Source organism: Cupriavidus agavae (genome assembly GCF_004217045.1).
Lineage (GTDB): Bacteria > Pseudomonadota > Gammaproteobacteria > Burkholderiales > Burkholderiaceae > Cupriavidus > Cupriavidus agavae.
On sequence record NZ_SGXM01000001.1, the window covers coordinates 229,877 to 246,890 of the forward strand.

17 protein-coding genes are annotated in these 17,014 nt (G+C 65.7%); 13 read left to right on the top strand and 4 right to left on the bottom strand.

What is annotated here, in order from left to right; translation table 11 throughout:
- Nucleotides 1-97: 97 nt before the first annotated feature.
- Both rpmG and rpmB read right to left on the bottom strand, forming a co-directional pair.
- On the bottom strand, nucleotides 98-268 hold the full coding sequence (gene rpmG / locus EV147_RS01075) for a 50S ribosomal protein L33 (protein ID WP_008644909.1): 171 nt from the start codon (nucleotides 266-268) through the stop codon (nucleotides 98-100).
- 13 nt (nucleotides 269-281) lie between these two features.
- The gene (rpmB, locus tag EV147_RS01080) at nucleotides 282-515 is read right to left on the bottom strand and encodes a 50S ribosomal protein L28 (RefSeq protein WP_006575661.1); all 234 of its coding nucleotides are present in this window, start codon (nucleotides 513-515) and stop codon (nucleotides 282-284) included.
- Nucleotides 516-844: 329 nt separating this feature from the next.
- Between rpmB and EV147_RS01085 the strand changes: the two genes are divergently transcribed.
- From EV147_RS01085 to EV147_RS01115, 7 genes are all read left to right on the top strand, one after another.
- Entirely contained in the window at nucleotides 845-1,321 is a 477-nt protein-coding gene (locus EV147_RS01085) for an FKBP-type peptidyl-prolyl cis-trans isomerase (RefSeq protein WP_130389288.1), read from the top strand.
- Entirely contained in the window at nucleotides 1,321-2,307 is a 987-nt protein-coding gene (ispH, locus tag EV147_RS01090) for a 4-hydroxy-3-methylbut-2-enyl diphosphate reductase (protein WP_130389289.1), read from the top strand. The genes EV147_RS01085 and ispH overlap by 1 nt, the downstream gene beginning before the upstream one ends.
- Before the next feature lie 641 nt (nucleotides 2,308-2,948).
- A complete protein-coding gene (locus EV147_RS01095; RefSeq protein ID WP_130389290.1) occupies nucleotides 2,949-4,151 on the top strand; it encodes a branched-chain amino acid ABC transporter substrate-binding protein in 1,203 nt (400 codons plus the stop codon).
- Nucleotides 4,152-4,367: 216 nt separating this feature from the next.
- On the top strand, nucleotides 4,368-5,303 hold the full coding sequence (locus tag EV147_RS01100; protein ID WP_130389291.1) for a branched-chain amino acid ABC transporter permease: 936 nt from the start codon (nucleotides 4,368-4,370) through the stop codon (nucleotides 5,301-5,303).
- Nucleotides 5,304-5,320: 17 nt separating this feature from the next.
- On the top strand, nucleotides 5,321-6,475 hold the full coding sequence (locus tag EV147_RS01105) for an ABC transporter permease subunit (protein WP_130389292.1): 1,155 nt from the start codon (nucleotides 5,321-5,323) through the stop codon (nucleotides 6,473-6,475).
- Nucleotides 6,476-6,488: 13 nt separating this feature from the next.
- Nucleotides 6,489-7,265, top strand: a complete 777-nt coding sequence (locus tag EV147_RS01110) for an ABC transporter ATP-binding protein (RefSeq protein ID WP_130389293.1) — start codon at nucleotides 6,489-6,491, stop codon at nucleotides 7,263-7,265.
- A gap of 25 nt (nucleotides 7,266-7,290) precedes the next feature.
- On the top strand, nucleotides 7,291-8,007 hold the full coding sequence (locus EV147_RS01115) for an ABC transporter ATP-binding protein (RefSeq protein ID WP_130389294.1): 717 nt from the start codon (nucleotides 7,291-7,293) through the stop codon (nucleotides 8,005-8,007).
- A gap of 112 nt (nucleotides 8,008-8,119) precedes the next feature.
- On the opposite strand, the gene EV147_RS01120 is transcribed toward EV147_RS01115, so the two are convergent.
- Entirely contained in the window at nucleotides 8,120-9,307 is a 1,188-nt protein-coding gene (locus EV147_RS01120) for an acetylornithine transaminase (RefSeq protein WP_130389295.1), read from the bottom strand.
- A gap of 274 nt (nucleotides 9,308-9,581) precedes the next feature.
- Nucleotides 9,582-10,637 (bottom strand): CDP-6-deoxy-delta-3,4-glucoseen reductase, encoded by a 1,056-nt coding sequence (locus EV147_RS01125; protein ID WP_130389296.1) that lies wholly within the window; start codon nucleotides 10,635-10,637, stop codon nucleotides 9,582-9,584.
- A gap of 10 nt (nucleotides 10,638-10,647) precedes the next feature.
- Here EV147_RS01125 and EV147_RS01130 point away from each other — a divergent pair, with 10 nt between their 5' ends.
- The 6 genes from EV147_RS01130 (at nucleotide 10,648) to hutH (ending at nucleotide 17,002) form a co-directional block, all read left to right on the top strand.
- Complete coding sequence (locus EV147_RS01130; protein ID WP_130389297.1) at nucleotides 10,648-11,682, top strand: NAD-dependent epimerase/dehydratase family protein; 1,035 nt, start codon at nucleotides 10,648-10,650, stop codon at nucleotides 11,680-11,682.
- 273 nt (nucleotides 11,683-11,955) lie between these two features.
- Nucleotides 11,956-12,903, top strand: a complete 948-nt coding sequence (locus EV147_RS01135; RefSeq protein WP_130389298.1) for an ABC transporter substrate-binding protein — start codon at nucleotides 11,956-11,958, stop codon at nucleotides 12,901-12,903.
- 13 nt (nucleotides 12,904-12,916) lie between these two features.
- Nucleotides 12,917-13,795, top strand: a complete 879-nt coding sequence (locus EV147_RS01140) for an ABC transporter permease (protein WP_130389299.1) — start codon at nucleotides 12,917-12,919, stop codon at nucleotides 13,793-13,795.
- Nucleotides 13,792-14,571 carry an ABC transporter ATP-binding protein gene (locus tag EV147_RS01145; RefSeq protein ID WP_130389300.1) on the top strand — a complete coding sequence of 260 codons (780 nt, stop codon included), beginning with the start codon at nucleotides 13,792-13,794 and terminating at the stop codon, nucleotides 14,569-14,571. Before EV147_RS01140 ends, EV147_RS01145 begins: the two co-directional genes overlap by 4 nt.
- 20 nt (nucleotides 14,572-14,591) lie before the next feature.
- Nucleotides 14,592-15,353, top strand: a complete 762-nt coding sequence (gene hutC / locus EV147_RS01150) for a histidine utilization repressor (protein WP_130389301.1) — start codon at nucleotides 14,592-14,594, stop codon at nucleotides 15,351-15,353.
- A gap of 86 nt (nucleotides 15,354-15,439) precedes the next feature.
- Entirely contained in the window at nucleotides 15,440-17,002 is a 1,563-nt protein-coding gene (hutH, locus tag EV147_RS01155; protein WP_130389302.1) for a histidine ammonia-lyase, read from the top strand.
- Nucleotides 17,003-17,014 lie beyond the last annotated feature (12 nt).

Sequence of the window (17,014 nt, forward strand, 5' to 3'; positions counted from 1 at the left end):
TTGTACGACAAGGGTCTGCGGGGCGGAAGACCTGCGGGCGCCCCAAAAGCAAAAAGCCTCGCAAAGGCGAGGCTTTCGGCTGAAATCCAGGGATCAATTACTTGATCTTGGTTTCCTTGTAAGGCACGTGCTTGCGGGCGACGGGATCGAACTTCGAGATCTCCATCTTTTCCGGCATGGTGCGCTTGTTCTTGGTGGTCGTGTAGAAATGACCCGTACCTGCGGTCGATTCCAGCTTGATCTTGTCGCGTCCGCCTTTGCTGGCCATAACGTACTCCTAATTAGACTTCGCCACGTGCGCGCAGGTCTGCGAGCACGGAGTCGATGCCTTTCTTGTCGATCAGGCGCAGACCGGCGTTCGAGACGCGCAGGCTCACCCAGCGGTTTTCCGATTCAACGAAGAAGCGGCGGTTCTGCAGATTGGGCAGAAAGCGGCGCTTGGTCTTGTTGTTTGCGTGGGAAACGTTGTTGCCGACCATCGGCGCTTTCCCGGTCACTTGACAGACGCGTGCCATGAAGCACTCCTAAATCTTATTCGTGGACAATGTTCGCAACAGATCAACAAAAGGCGCGCGGGCCCGGACTGCAGCGGATTGGTATTTCAGCAAGACGAACATTATAGACCGGAAACGAGCGGCGAATCAATGCCTTCCGAGAGGATCGGAAGGGTGATGTTGCGCGGTGCCGCCTGCGTCACGTGGTATTGACGCGTCGGAAGCCGGTCCTGCTCAGGCTTGTCGCGGATGCTGCGATGCGGGCCACACTGTAATGGGGCGGACGGCCGATGTCCAGCGCGGGGTCACCGGAGTCGCATACAATGGCGGCTGTTGACCGGTTGACTCACATGACTCTGCAAACTTCTGCGCCCGCCTTGACCGGGCGCAAGACCGTCCAGGCCGATTCCTTCCTGACGCTTCATTACAGCATCGCCCTCGAGAACGGCACCGAGGTCGTCAGTACCTTCGAGGAGAAGCCGGCCACGCTGCTGCTGGGCCAGGGCCAGATGGCGCCCACGCTCGAACAGGCGCTGCTCGGCATGCCCGAGGGCGAGCGCATGACCTACCGCCTGGCGCCGGAACTGGCGTTCGGCCCGCGCAATCCCGAACTGCTGCAGTGGGTCTCGCTGGCCACGCTGCGCGAGAACAGCTCGTTCGAAGAGGAATACACGCCCGGCGATCTCGTCGAATTCAATGCGCCCGGCGGCGGCAAGTACGCCGGCGTGCTCAAGGAATACGGCGACACCGCGGCACTCTTCGACTTCAACCACCCCCTGGCCGGACAGACAATCCTGTTCGACGTCCAGTTGATCGGAATTCTCTGATGTCCGCCGTGGCGATGGAACGCAGCATGACCGATATCACTACCTCCGCCGACGCGGAGATCCTGATGGCCCAGCCGCGCGGGTTCTGCGCGGGCGTGGATCGCGCCATCGAGATCGTCGAGCGGGCGCTGACGCTGTTCGGCGCGCCGATCTACGTGCGCCACGAGATCGTGCACAACGCCTACGTGGTGGCCGACCTGCGCAAGAAGGGTGCGATCTTCATCGACGAGCTCGAGGAAGTGCCCGCCGGCTCGACCGTCATCTTCAGCGCGCACGGCGTGTCGAAGGAGGTGCGCGCCGATGCGACGCAGCGCGGCCTGACCGTGTTCGACGCCACCTGCCCGCTGGTGACCAAGGTGCACGTCGAGGTGGGCAAGATGCGCGCCGAAGGCTGCGAGATCATCATGATCGGCCACAAGGGCCACCCCGAGGTGGAAGGCACCATGGGGCAGTCCGAAGCCGGCATGCTGCTGGTGGAATCGGTCGAGGATGTGCAGACGCTGGTCGTGGCCGATCCGGCCCAGCTGGCCTATGTCACGCAGACCACGCTGTCGGTGGACGAGACCGCCGAGATCGTGGCCGCGCTCAAGGCGCGCTTCCCGCTGATCCGCGAGCCCAAGAAGCAGGACATCTGCTATGCCACGCAGAACCGCCAGGATGCCGTGAAGTTCATGGTGCCGCAGGTGGAGGTGGTGATCGTGGTGGGCAGCCCGAACAGTTCGAACTCGAACCGGCTGCGCGAACTGGCGGACCGCCTGGGCGTGCCGGCCTACATGGTCGACGATCCGGACCAGCTCAAGCCCGAGTGGGTGGCCGGCAAGCGCCGCATCGGCCTGACGGCTGGCGCGTCGGCGCCCGAGGCGCTGGCGCAGGCCATCGTCGAGCGGCTGCGCACCTTCGGCGTGAAGTCGGTGCGCGCGCTCGAAGGCGTCGAGGAGAACATGTCGTTCCCGCTGCCGCGCGGCCTGGCCAACGTGACGGCCTGACGCCTGCCACCCTCGGCAGGACCCCGAACGCCGCTGGCTCGCCCCAGCGGCGTTTTTCTTTGGTGCCGCACCGCCCTGGTGCGCGGCCGGAATACCCCTTCAGCAAGTATGGCCGTGCGTTGGAAACGTGCGTCCGACCCTCCCGCTGCCCGCCAACCCGCATGCCAATGCGAGGCTTTCCAGATAATCAAGGGAATTACCATGTGCTACGCCGGAGAAAATCAGGGTAATCCCGGAGAGTGGGGTTTTCCCTATTATGGTGCGGCGTAACATTCTGCACATTAGAGTTAGTGCTCGGGATTTGAAATGAAATGCCTAATTAATAGCGTGGCATTAAGGGTGGCGCCGGAGAGCCTTATGCCGTGGCGTAAGCGCCTCTGCAGGCGCTGCGGGCACGATTCTTGAAAGGGAAGGAGACGGGTCCGCCAATTGGGCTTTGATTGCCCCAATCTGTGCATTGGGGAAATTCCCTAGCTCAATTGGTGGGTAAAAGGTTCAGGTTGTTGCGTCGCGTATTGCATCCGCAAAGAAAGGGGATACAATGCGCGCGTTTCAAATTGAAACTAAACAAAGGCGGTCCAGGGATTACGTCCGGGAGGCGTAACTAAAACCCTGTTTTTGTGAATCCTAGGAGATCACTCATGCAATTCACGTTTGCCAAGATTCTGCCGATCGCGGCCGCTGTGGCGCTGGTCGCTGCATGTGGCAAGAAAGAAGAAAAGCCGGCGGATACGGCAGCATCCGCACCGGCAGCCGCGGCGCCCGCCGCCGCCGGTGGTGACGTCGTCGTCAAGATCGGCCACGCTGCGCCGCTGACCGGCGGCATCGCCCACCTTGGCAAGGACAACGAGAACGGCGCTCGCCTGGCCGTCGAGGAAGTGAACAAGGCCGGCCTTGAGGTCGGTGGCAAGAAGATCAAGCTGGAACTGGTTGGCGAAGACGACGCCGCCGATCCGAAGACGGGTACCGCCGTGGCCCAGAAGCTCGTGGACGCCAAGGTCGTGGCCGTGGTGGGTCACCTGAACTCGGGCGTCTCGATCCCGGCCTCGAAGATCTACAGCGATGCCGGCATCGTGCAGATCTCGCCGTCGTCGACCAACCCCGACTACACGAAGCAGGGCTTCAAGACCACGTACCGCGTGGTGGCCACCGACGCCCAGCAGGGTCCGGCACTGGCCAACTACGCCGCCAAGAGCCTGAACGCCAAGAGCGTGGCCATCGTCGACGATGCCACCGCCTACGGCAAGGGCCTGGCCGACGAGTTCGAGAAGACCGCCAAGGCGGCCGGCGTGAACGTGGTGGCGCGTGAAGCCACCAACGACAAGGCCACCGACTTCAAGGCCATTCTGACCAAGATCAAGGGCAAGAAGCCGGACGTCATCATGTTCGGCGGCATGGACGCCACTGGCGGCCCGTTCACCAAGCAGGCCAAGGAACTGGGCATCGGCTCGAAGATCGTGGGCGGCGACGGCGTCTGCACGGACAAGGTGGCCGAACTGGCCGGCGACGCCGTGACGAACCTGATCTGCTCGGAAGCAGGCCTGGCCCTGTCGAAGATGGAGAACGGCGCCGACTTCCAGAAGCGCTACCAGGCTCGCTTCAACGCCCCGGTGCAGATCTACGCACCGTTCACCTATGACGCCGTCATGGTGATCGTGGATGCCATGAAGCGCGCCAACTCGGCCGAACCGGCAGCCATCCTGGCCGAAATGCCCAAGACGAACTACAAGGGCGTGATCGGCAACATCGCCTTCGACGAGAAGGGCGACATGAAGGAAGGCACCATCACGCTGTACGAGTACAAGGACAAGAAGAAGTCCGTCCTCGACGTCGTGAAGATGTAATCCGGGCTTACCGGCCCACCTGAACGGCACCGTGATGACATTGCGGTGCCGTTCTTTTTAGTCTCGCCAACGTGTCATCGGCATCCTTACCATGGATGGAACAGGGCGGGCAGCACACCAGCAACTGACTACCAACCTACCCTTACCATTCACATTACGTCCCTTCCACGGCATCCACACCATGCCGGCCGGACTGGGGCCGAAGCAGGAGTTTTCATGGATATCTTTATCCAGCAGATCGTGAACGGTCTGGTGCTCGGCAGCATCTACGCGCTGATCGCACTGGGCTACACCATGGTCTACGGCATTCTGGGCATCATCAACTTCGCCCACGGCGACGTGCTGATGATTGGCGCGCTGACCGCCCTGTCGGCAATCCTTGGGCTGCAGAAATTCGCGCCCGGCCTGCCCGAATGGCTGACGCTGGTGATCGCCACGCTGATCGCCATGCCCGTCTGCGCAGTGCTCTCGTACACCATCGAACGCGTCGCCTACCGGCCGTTGCGCAATGCGCCGCGCCTGGCGCCGCTGATTACCGCGATCGGCGTCTCGATCATCCTCCAGACCGTGGGGATGCTGATCTGGTCGCGCAACCCGCTGACGTTCCCGCAACTGCTGCCCTCGGAGCCGATCGACATCGGCACCACCGGCGCCACCATCACCGGCAAGGAAATGGTCATCATCGGCATGGCCGTGATGGTCATGGCCGGCCTGCTGGCCCTGGTGAACCGCACCAAGCTCGGCCGCGCCATGCGCGCCACCGCCGAGAACCAGAAGGTGGCGGGCCTGATGGGCGTGAACCCCAACTTCGTGATCTCGGCCACGTTCATGATCGGCGCCGCGCTGGCGGCGCTGGCAGGCGTGATGATGGCCACGAACTACGGTAACGCCCACTTCTACATGGGCTTCATCCCGGGCCTGAAGGCGTTCACCGCCGCAGTGCTGGGCGGCATCGGCAACCTGGCGGGCGCCATGGTGGGCGGCATGCTGCTGGGGCTGATCGAGGCGCTCGGCGCCGGCTATATCGGCGACCTGACCAATGGCGTGTTCGGCTCGAACTACCAGGACGTCTTCGCGTTCATCGTGCTGATCATCGTGCTCGTCTTCCGTCCGTCCGGCATCATGGGCGAACGCGTGGCCGACCGCGCCTGAGGAAGGAGACTGCAATCATGAACGCTCCGATCCAAACCGCAGCCGTGACCGCGCCGTCGCGCGTGCCGGCCAAGACCCTGGCGGCCCTGCTGGGCTTCCTCGTCATCGCGCTCTGCGCACCGTTCTTCGTCCAGAGCTTTGGCGGCAACTACTGGGTGCGCGTGCTGGACTTCGCGCTGCTCTACATCATGCTGGCGCTGGGCCTGAACATCGTGGTGGGCTTTGCCGGCCTGCTCGACCTGGGCTACATCGCGTTCTACGCGGTGGGCGCCTACTGCATGGCGCTGCTCGGCTCGCCGCACCTGGCAAACCAGTTCGAGTGGATCCAGCAGATCTTCCCGAACGGCATCCACCTCACAATGTGGCTGGTACTGCCCATAGCGATCCTCGTGGCGGCCACCTTCGGCGTGTTGCTGGGGGCGCCGACGCTGAAACTGCGCGGCGACTACCTGGCCATCGTGACGCTGGGCTTCGGCGAAATCATCCGTATCTTCATGAACAACCTGGACCGTCCGGTGAACATCACCAACGGGCCCAAGGGCATCACGGCGGTGGACCCGGTGCACATCTTCGGCTTCGATTTCTCGAAGTCGCACGAGATCTTCGGGATGAAGTTCACGCCGGTGTTCATGTATTACTACCTGCTGGTGTTCCTGGTCATCGTGATCGTGTTCATCTGCCTGCGCCTGCAGAACTCGCGGATCGGACGCGCCTGGGTGGCCATCCGTGAAGACGAGATCGCGGCCAAGGCCATGGGCATCAACACCCGCAACATGAAGCTGCTGGCGTTTGCCATGGGCGCTTCGTTCGGAGGTGCTTCGGGTGCTGTATTCGGCGCTTTTCAGGGCTTCGTATCGCCGGAATCGTTCACGCTGTGGGAATCGATCTACATCCTCGCCATCGTGGTGCTGGGCGGCATGGGCCATATCCCGGGCGTGATTCTGGGCGGCATCCTGCTGGTGGGCTTCCAGGAACTGCTGCGCGTGGTGGCGGAGCCGATGCAGACCGGCCTGTTCGGCCATGTGATCGTCGATGCCGAAGTGCTGCGCCAGCTGCTGTTCGGCCTGGCGCTGGTGGGCGTGATGCTGTATCGCCCGGCCGGTATCTGGCCGTCGCCGCGCAAGGAAGACCGTCCGGTGGTACGCCGCGCGGGTTCCGTGGGCCGTTTCTGAACAGGGGGATAACATGAGCAATTCCGATTTCCTCCTGTCCGTACAGGGGGTCAACAAGCGTTTCGGCGGCCTGCAGGCGCTGTCCGATGTGGGCCTGCAGATCAAGCCCGGCGAGATCTACGGCCTGATCGGTCCGAACGGCGCCGGCAAGACCACGTTCTTCAACGTGATCACGGGCCTCTACACGCCCGATTCGGGCGAGTTCGTGCTGGGCGGCAAGCCGTACCAGCCCACGGCCGTGCACGAGGTGGCCAAGACCGGCATCGCGCGCACGTTCCAGAACATCCGCCTGTTCGGCGACATGACCGCGCTGGAGAACGTGATGGTGGGTCGCCACGTGCGGACCAAGGCCGGCATTTTCGGCGCCGTCTTCCGTCCGCCCTCGGTGCGCCGCGAAGAAGAGGGCATCGAGGACATGGCCCACGACCTGCTGGACTACGTGGGCATTGGCAAGTACGCCAATTTCACGTCGCGCAACCTGTCGTACGGCCACCAGCGCCGCCTGGAGATCGCCCGTGCGCTGGCCACCGAGCCGAAGCTGCTGGCGCTGGACGAGCCCGCCGCCGGCATGAACGCCACCGAGAAGGTGGAGCTGCGCGGCCTGCTGGAGAAGATCAAGAACGATGGCAAGACCATCCTGCTGATCGAGCACGACGTGAAGCTCGTGATGGGCCTGTGCAACCGGCTGACCGTGCTCGACTACGGCAAGGTCATCGCCCAGGGCCTGCCGCACGAAGTCCAGAACAATCCTGCCGTGATCGAGGCTTACCTCGGCGCGTCGGCGCACTAAGGCCAGAAAGGCGGGAGCGAAGCAAATGACACAGACGATCCTGAAGATTTCCGGCCTGAAGGTGGCCTACGGCGGCATCCAGGCCGTCAAGGGCGTGGACCTGGAAATCCATGATGGCGAACTGGTGACGCTGATCGGCGCCAATGGTGCCGGCAAGACCACGACCATGAAGGCCATCACCGGCCTGCAGGGCTGGGCGGCCGGCGACGTGGAGTACATGGGCAAGTCCATCAAGGGCGTGCCCAGCTACAAGCTGCTCAAGCAGGGGCTGGCGATGGTGCCGGAAGGCCGCGGCGTGTTCGCGCGCATGACGATCACCGAGAACCTGCAGATGGGTGCGTACACGCGCAACGACGAGGCCGGCATCAAGGCCGACATCGATCGCATGTTCGAGACCTTCCCGCGCCTGAAGGAGCGCGCCAACCAGCTGGCCGGCACGATGTCGGGCGGCGAGCAGCAGATGCTGGCCATGGCGCGCGCGCTGATGAGCCAGCCCAAGCTGCTGCTGCTGGACGAGCCGTCGATGGGTCTCTCGCCGATCATGGTCGAGAAGATCTTCGAGGTGGTGCGCACGGTGTCGGGGCAGGGCGTGACGGTGCTGCTGGTGGAGCAGAACGCGCGCCTGGCGCTGCAGGCCGCGCACCGCGGCTACGTGATGGAATCGGGGCTGATCACCATGAGCGGCGACGCGAAGGCGATGCTGGACGACCCGAAGGTGCGGGCGGCGTATCTGGGGGAGTGAGCTCCCTGCCGCTGGGTTTCTCCCCTCTCCCACAAAGTGCGAGAGGGGAGCCAACAATCGGTCGGCCGCTCAGCAAAGAAAAAACCCGCTTCGCAGCGGGTTTTTTTCCTTCTTACCCCAGCTTCTTCAGCAGCTCGCGCAGCATCCCGATCATCTGGTCGATCTCCTCGCGCGTGACGTTCAGGGCCGGCATGAAGCGCAGCAGGTTGGGGCGCGGGGCGTTCAGCAGCAGGCCGGTGGGGTTCATCTCGCGGGCTTCTTCCACGATCTGCGGGCCGATGTCCTTGCCCAGCACCAGCGCGCGCAGCAGCCCTTCGCCACGCTCGCCGCCCAGGCCGAATTCCTCCGACAGTTTCAGCAGTTGCTCGCGCAGGTACTGGCCCTTGGCCTTGACGTCGTCCAGGAAGCCCGGTGCCGTGAGCTGCGCGATCACCGAGCTGCCCACGGCGGTCATCAGCGGGTTGCCGTTGTAGGTGCCGCCCTGGTCGCCGGCCTCGAAGCTGGCCACGTCGGCCTTGCACAGCAGCGCGGAGAGCGGCACACCGCCGCCGATGCCCTTGCCCAGCGTCATGATGTCCGGCTCCACGCCCGACAGCTCGTAGGCGAACAGCGTGCCGCAGCGGCCGCAGCCGGTCTGCACCTCGTCCACGATGAACAGCAGCTTGTGCTTGTCGGCCAGCGCACGCAGGCCCTGCATGAACTCGCGCGTGGCGGGAATCACGCCGCCTTCACCCTGCACCGGCTCCAGCATGATGCCCACGGTCTTGTCCGTGATCAACTTCTCGACCGAAGCCAGGTTGTTCAGCTCGGCCTTCGGGAAGCCCGGCACCTGCGGCGCGAAAATCGTGTCCCAGCCGGCCTTGCCCGACGCGCTCATGGTCGCCAGCGTGCGGCCGTGGAAGCTGTGGTCCATCGTGATGATCTCGAACGCGCCGTTCTTGTGCTTGCGGCCCCACTTGCGCGCCAGCTTGATGGCGCCTTCGTTGGCCTCGGCGCCGCTGTTGGCGAAGAAGACCTTGTCGAAGCAGCTGTTGTCGGTCAGTTGCCGGGCCAGCTTCAGCATCGGCTCGTTGTAGAACGCCGGGCTCGGGTTCAGCAGCTTGCGCGCCTGCTTCTCCAGCGCCTCGATCATGCCCTCGTTCGAGTGGCCCAGCGAATTGACCGCCCAGCCCTGGACGAAGTCCAGGTAGCGCTTGCCGTTATGGTCCGTCAGCCACGAGCCCCTGCCTTCGGTGAAGACCAGCTCGGGACGGTTGGTGATGTACATCAGGGACTGGACGGGAAACTCAGCAAATGCCATGGCGGACTCCTGGGATCGGCATGAAACGATGGACGGAAAAACTGGCTGGAAAAAGCAAAAAGCCACGGGGGTTGCCCGTGGCTTGTCGACCTGAACAGACGCAATCTGCGGTCAGCCGCGCGGCACCCCGGAAGGGAGCAACGTACGTGCGCGGCGTCGGATGATGGCGGTGTTCATGGGGGCCAATATAAGGCGCATGCGCCGGGCTGTCAAAGCGAAATATGGCAGGCCCGGGTGGCATTGTTGTGTCGGCGGAACGCGCAGCGGGCCTGGATCAGGCCGCGCCGGCCGGGTGCAGGTCGGCCTCTGATGTGAACGAATCGGCGAAGAAGGCGTCCTCGTGGAGCCGGCACTGCGCCGTGAAATCGGTGCGGGCCGCGTTGACCATGACCGGCGCGCCGCAGGCGTAGACCTCGTGGTTCGACAGGTCGGGGTGGTCGGCCATCACGGCCTGGTGCACGAAGCCGGTACGGCCGGCCCAGTTGTCAGCGTCCTGCGCGTTGGAGACCACGGGCACGTACTTGAAGTTAGGCAGCTCGCGCGCCCACTGCTCGCACAGCGCGTGCATGTAGAGGTCCTGCGGGCGGCGGCCGCCCCAGTACAGCGTCATCGGGCGCGTGATGCCGGTGTAGGCCGCGTGCTCGACGATGGCCTTGATCGGCGCGAAGCCGGTGCCCGACGCCAGCAGCACGATTGGCTTGTCCGAATCCTCGCGCAGGAAGAAGCTGCCCAGCGGGCCCTCGAAACGCAGGATGTCGCGCTCCTTCATGGCCGGCATGCCTTCCCGGGCGCCGAACACGTAGTCCGTGAACGCGCCGCCGGGCATGTGGCGGATGTGCAGTTCGATCGGGCCTTCCTCGTGCGGCGGCGTGGCGATCGAGTAGCTGCGGCGCTTGCCGTCGCGCAGCAGGAATTCCACGTACTGGCCGGCCAGGAACTGCATGCGCTCGGTGGCGGGCAACTGCAGCTTGATGGCGATGACGTCGTCCGCCAGGCGTTCCATGGTGCTCACGCGGCAGGGCACCTTCTTGATGGGGATGTCGCCGGCGCCGTGCACTTCGCGGCACTCGATGGTGATGTCCGAGGTGGCGTTGGCGCAGCAGAACAGTGCGCGGCCTTCGGTCTTTTCCTGCGCCGTCAGCGCCGAGGCGGCATGGTCGCCCTGTTGGATCGTGCCCTCGGTGACGCGGCCCTTGCAGGAGCCGCAGGCGCCGTTCTTGCAGCCATAGGGCAGGCCGATGCTATGGCGCAGCGCGGCGCCAAGGATGGTTTCGTCCGCGGCCACTTCGAACTTGTGGCCACTCGGCATGACGGTAACTTGATAAGCCATAATCGGGTCTATGAACCAAATCCTGTCGCCGCAAGCGGCGTTGTCTTCCCCTGGTGGCATCCGGCAGGGACGCCGGCTGGGCCGCCCGCGCCTGCTGATCGTGGGCTGCGGCGACGTCGGGTCGCGCGTCCTTCGGCTGCTGGCGTCGCGCCTGCGCGTCTTTGCCGTCACTTCCCAGCCATCGCGCCGCGACGAGCTGCGCGCGGCCGGGGCCGTGCCGCTGGTGGCCGATCTCGACCGGCCCGGCTCGCTGGCGCGGCTGGCCCACCTCGCCGATCGCGTGATGGACCTCGCGCCGCCGCCCGGCCTGGGCGATGGCGATCCACGTACGCGCGCCTTGCTGGGGACGTTGCGACGCGCGGCATGGCGCCGGGCGCGGACCATGCGTTTCGGCGCCAGTCCCGGCGAGGCCGCCATTCTACCCGAGCGGGGCTGGCACCGCGCGTTTGAGGCGTCGGCCCGGTACCGTGCCAACGGTGCGTTCATCTACGCCAGCACCACCGGCGTCTATGGCGACCGGGGCGGCGCGCGCGTGCGGGAATTCGATAGCGTGCGCCCGCAGACCGCCCGAGCCCGGCGGCGCGTGGCGGCGGAGTCGGCGGTGCGCCAGTTCGGACGCGACGCCGGCTGGCGCGCCAGCATCGTCCGCATTCCCGGCATCTATGCCGAAGACCGCCTGCCGGTGGCCCGGCTGAACAAGGGCACGCCGGCGCTGGCGCCGCAGGACGATGTCTACACCAGCCACATCCACGCCGACGACCTGGCCCGCGCGATGATCGCCTCGCTCTGGCGCGGCCGGCCCCAGCGCGTGGTCCATGCCAGCGACGACACCGAACTGCGCATGGCCGATTACTTCGACCTCGTGGCCGACCGCAAGGGTCTGCCACGCCCGCCCCGCATCAGCCGCCAGCAGGCGCGCGAGACGATCGACGCCAACCTGCTGAGCTTCATGAGCGAATCGCGCCGGCTGGACAACGGGCGGTTGAAGCGCGAGCTGCGGGTACGGCTCAGATATCCGACTGTGGCGGCGTTTTTTGATCGGTAGGCGCTAACACTCGGGTCGGTTTTCTCCTCTCTCCCTCTCTCCCGTGGCGGGAGAGGGGAGAAAGCCGCCGAGAAGGCATGGCTCTTGCAGCGTAGTGCGCCCAGCTTCCCTGTCTATACAACCGTGGTGCATCCGGTGCCGAAATGTCCATTTTCAGTGCACCGCTAAGGTAAACCCCGGGTTTGACTTGTCTATACAGGCTGGCTACATTGCCCGTCAGGTCCAGGAGACGGGACCCTCAAACCAGAACGACGCCCACAGGGAGCCGACAGCATGAAGCTGCACCGCCGCGCCGCATTGACCCTCATTTCCACCGTGCTGGCCACCGCGGCCCACGCCCAGAACACGCCGGTGACCATCGGCATGAGCGGCTGGACCGGCTTTGCGCCGCTGACGCTGGCCGACAAGGCCGGCATCTTCAAGAAGAACGGCGTCGATGTGGAGATCAAGATGATTCCGCAGAAGGACCGGCACCTGGCGCTGGCGTCGGGCGCGATCCAGTGCGCGGCCACCACCGTGGAGACCCACGTCGCCTGGAACGCCAACGGCGTGCCCATCACGCAGATCGTGCAGCTCGACAAGAGCTATGGCGCGGACGGGCTGGCCGTGCGGGCCGACGTCAAGTCGTTCGCGGACCTCAAGGGCAAGACCATCGGCGTCGATGCGCCGGGCACCGCGCCGTACTTCGGCCTGGCCTGGATGCTCAAGAAGAACGGCATGACGCTCAAGGACGTGAAACTGACCACGCTGTCGCCGCAGGCCGCCGCGCAGGCGTTCGTGGCGGGGCAGAACGATGGGGCGATGACCTACGAGCCGTACCTGTCGACGGTGCGCGCCAACCCAGACAAGGGCAAGATCCTGGCCACCACGCTCGACTACCCGATGGTGACCGATACCCTGGGCTGCGCTCCGAAATGGCTCAAGGACAACCCCAAGGCCGCGCAGGCGCTGGTGGACAGCTACTTCGAGGCGCTGGAGATGATCCGCAAGGACCCGGCGAAGTCGAACGAGATCATGGGCGCCGCCGTGAAGCAGACCGGCGAGCAGTTCGCCAAGTCGTCGGCCTACCTGCGCTGGCAGGACAAGGCGGCCAACAAGGCGTTCTTTGCCGGCGAGCTGGCCAGCTTCAGCAAGGAGGCCGCCGACGTGCTCAAGGATATCGGCGTTATCCGCCAGGTGCCCGACGTGACGGCGCTCTATGACGCCCGCTTCCTCAAGTAAGCCGGAGGCCGGCATGTCGCAAGCCACCACCTCCGCCGCGCCGGGCGCCGCCGCCCGCGCCCCGGCGCCGATCCAGCAGGCTCCCGGCCACGCCACGCGCGCGCGCCACCCGTGGCTGTCGCCGCTGGTGCCGGTCTCGGCGCGGGCCCGCTGGGTGCTGGGCCTGGCGTTCTTCGTGCTGTTCTTCGCGGTCTGGGCCGCGGCCACGCTGGGCGGCTTCGTGTCGCGCACGTTCCTGGCCGATCCGCTGACGATGGCGCGCGAAGGCTGGGCGCTGTTTGCCGAGTACGGCTTCATCGGCGATATCGGCATGACGGTCTGGCGCGTGCTGGGCGGCTTCATCCTGGCCGCCGTGCTGGCCGTGCCGCTGGGCATCCTCATGGGCGCGTACAAGGCGGCCGAGGCGTTCTTCGAGCCGTTCGTGTCGTTCTGCCGCTACCTGCCGGCCTCGGCGTTCATCCCGCTGCTGATCCTGTGGGCCGGCATCGGCGAGACGCAGAAGCTGCTGGTCATCTTCATCGGCTCGTTCTTCCAGATCGTGCTGATGGTGGCCGTGACCGTGGGCGGCGCCCGCAAGGACCTGGTGGAGGCCGCCTACACGCTGGGCGCCACGCCGCGCGGCATCGTGCGGCGTGTGCTGATTCCGGGCGCGGCGCCGGAAATCGCCGAGATCCTGCGCCTGGTGCTGGGCTGGGCGTGGACCTACGTGATCGTGGCCGAGCTGATCGGCTCGTCGTCGGGTATCGGGCACATGATCACGGACAGCCAGGCGCTGCTCAACACCGGGCAGATCATCTTCGGCATCATCGTCATCGGCTGCATCGGGCTGGTGTCGGACCTCGTGTTCAAGCTGGCCAACCAGCGGCTGTTTCCGTGGAGTTCGATCAAATGAGCGCGCTGTCGATCCAGCAGGTATCTCGTACTTTCGCCAATCCGAACGGTGGCAGCACGCAGGCGCTGCTGCCTGTGGACTTCGAGGTGCGCGACAACGATTTCGTGACGATCCTGGGGCCTTCGGGCTGCGGCAAGTCCACGCTGCTGCGCATCGTGGCCGGCCTCGACACGCCGAGCGGTGGCCGGGTGCTGCTCGACGGACAAGCCGTGGCCGGCCCCGGCGCCGATCGCGGCATGGTGTTCCAGTCGTACACGCTCTTTCCGTGGCTGACGATCGAGCAGAACGTGCGTTTCGGGCTGCGCGAACGCGGCATGAGCGTCGCCGAGCAGAAGGAACGTAGCGATTTCTTTATTTCTCGCGTCGGGCTGCGTGGCTTCGAGCAGCATTTCCCGAAGCAGTTGTCGGGCGGCATGCAGCAGCGCACCGCCATTGCCCGGGCGCTGGCCAACGATCCCAAGATCCTGCTGCTCGACGAACCGTTCGGCGCGCTCGACAACCAGACCCGCGTGCTGATGCAGGAACTGCTGCTCGGCATCTGGGAGTCGCACCGCAAGACGGTATTATTCGTCACGCACGATATCGACGAGGCCATCTTCATGGCCAACCGCGTGGCGGTGTTCTCCGCGCGGCCCGGTCGGATCAAGAGCGAGATCGCGGTGGAGTTTCCCCATCCGCGCCATTACACGATCAAGACGTCGCCCGAATTCTCCGTGCTCAAGGCGCGGCTGACCGAAGAGATCCGCGCCGAGGCGATGGCCTCGGCCGAGCATTGACGGGCACCTTCCAACGCATCATGAACGCACCGGCCGCACCTGCCCCTTCGTCGTCCACCACGCCTGCCGCGCTCTACCAGCAGGTCAAGGCATATATCGCGCGCCAGATCCAGAGCGGCGCGTGGCAGCCCGGCGACCGCGTGCCGTCCGAGCAGGAGCTGGTGAACCGCTTCTCGGTGTCGCGCATGACGGTCAACCGGGCGCTGCGCGAGTTGTCGGAGCAGGGCCGCGTGGTGCGCGTGGCCGGCGTGGGCACGTTCGTGGCCGAGCACAAGCCGCAGTCCACGCTGCTGTCGGTGGTGAACCTGCAGGACGAGATCCGGCTGCGCGGCCATGACTATGCGTGCGACGTGATACTCGTGGAGCGCGTGTCGGCGTCGATCGAGGTGGCGGCCGCGCTGGAGCTGCGCACCGGGGAGTCGGTCTACCACTCGCTGTGCATCCACCGCGAGGACGGCGTGCCGGTGCAACTGGAAGACCGCTACGTGAACCCGCGCGCCGCGCCCGACTTCATCACCCAGGATTTTTCGGACACCCAGCCGGGCGAGTACCTGCTGCGCAACGTGCCGTTCGACCAGGTGGAACACGTGGTGGACGCCATTGCCGCCACGCCCGAGCAGGCCACGCAACTGGAAATGCCGCCGAGCCAGCCTTGTCTGCTGCTGACGCGCCGCACCTGGACGCACGGCATGCCCGTGACGTTCGTGCGTTGCCTGCACCCGGGCAACCGCTACCGGCTGGGCAGCCGCTTTCGCGCCGACGGCAATCCCGCCTTCGGCTAGGAATCTGTCCCGGGGGCTGACCAAAAGCCAGCCCGCGGGCAATATTTTCGACTAACCTGTATAGACAGGCGCATACAAGGATATCCATGACCGACGATTCCCAACCTCTCCTCACACTGACCCCCGGCGAAGTGACGCTCGACCAGCTTCGCCAGATCCACCGTGGCGCGGTCCGGCTGGCGATGGCTGACGCCGCCTGGGCCGGCGTGCGGGCGGCGCAGGTCACGGTGCAGGACATCATCGACGCCGACGCCGTGGTCTACGGCATCAATACCGGCTTCGGCAAGCTGGCCCAGTCCCGCATTCCCCACGACAAGCTGGCCGAGCTGCAGCGCAACCTGGTGCTGTCGCACAGCGTAGGCACCGGCCCGGACCTCGCCGCCGACACCGTGCGGCTGATCCTGGCGATCAAGGCGGTGAGCCTGGCGCGCGGGCACTCGGGCGTGCGGCCGGAACTGATCGAGGCATTGCTGGCGCTGGCCAACCATGGCGTGACGCCGTGCATCCCGGCCAAGGGCTCGGTGGGTGCCTCGGGCGATCTGGCGCCGCTGGCGCACATGTCGTGCACGCTGCTCGGCGTGGGCGAGGTCATGATCGACGGCCAGCGCCGCAGCGCCGCCGAGGGGCTGGAATACGCCGGGCTCAAGCCATTCACGCTGGGTCCCAAAGAGGGGCTGGCGCTGCTCAACGGCACGCAGGTGTCCACGGCGCTGGCACTGGCCGGACTGTTCGCCGCCGAGGACGCGTTCGCGGCCGGGCTGGTGGCGGGCGCGCTGTCGCTCGAAGCGATCAAGGGTTCGGTCAGGCCGTTCGACGCCCGCATCCATGCGGCACGCGGCCAGGCCGGGCAGATCGCCGTGGCCGGCGCGGTGCGGGCGATGCTCGACGGCAGCGAGATCGTCGATTCGCACAAGTCGTGCGGCCGGGTGCAGGACCCGTACTCAATCCGCTGCCAGCCGCAGGTGATGGGCGCCTGCCTCGACAACCTGACGCACGCTGCGCGCATCCTGCGCATCGAGGCCAACGCCGCGTCAGACAATCCGCTGGTCTTCTCCGAAGCCGGCGACGTGGTGTCGGGCGGCAACTTCCACGCCGAGCCGGTGGCGTTTGCCGCCGACATCCTGGCGCTGGCCGTTGCCGAGATCGGCGCGATCTCCGAGCGCCGGCTGGCGCTGCTGCTCGATACGGGGCTCTCTGGCCTGCCGCCGTTCCTGGTGCGCGACGGCGGGCTGAACTCGGGCTTCATGATCGCGCAGGTCACGGCGGCGGCGCTGGCGTCCGAGAACAAGTGCCTGGCGCACCCGTCGAGCGTGGACAGCCTGCCGACTTCGGCCAACCAGGAGGATCACGTGTCCATGGCCACCTACGGCGCGCGGCGCCTGGGCGAGATGGCGGCCAACACGGCCGTGATCGTCGGCATCGAGGCCATGGCCGCCGCGCAGGGTATCGAGTTCCAGCGCCCGCTGGAGTCGTCGCCGCTGATCGAGCAGGAACTGGCGCGCATCCGCAGCCGCGTGGCATTCGTCGATACCGACCGCTACCTTGCCCCCGATATCGAGGCGATGAAGCAGTGGGTGGTGCAGGGCGACGCTGGCGCGGGCTGGCCGGCGGCGGTGCGCGCGATCCTGCCGACGAATACCGGCGTCTGATGCGCTGGCCCT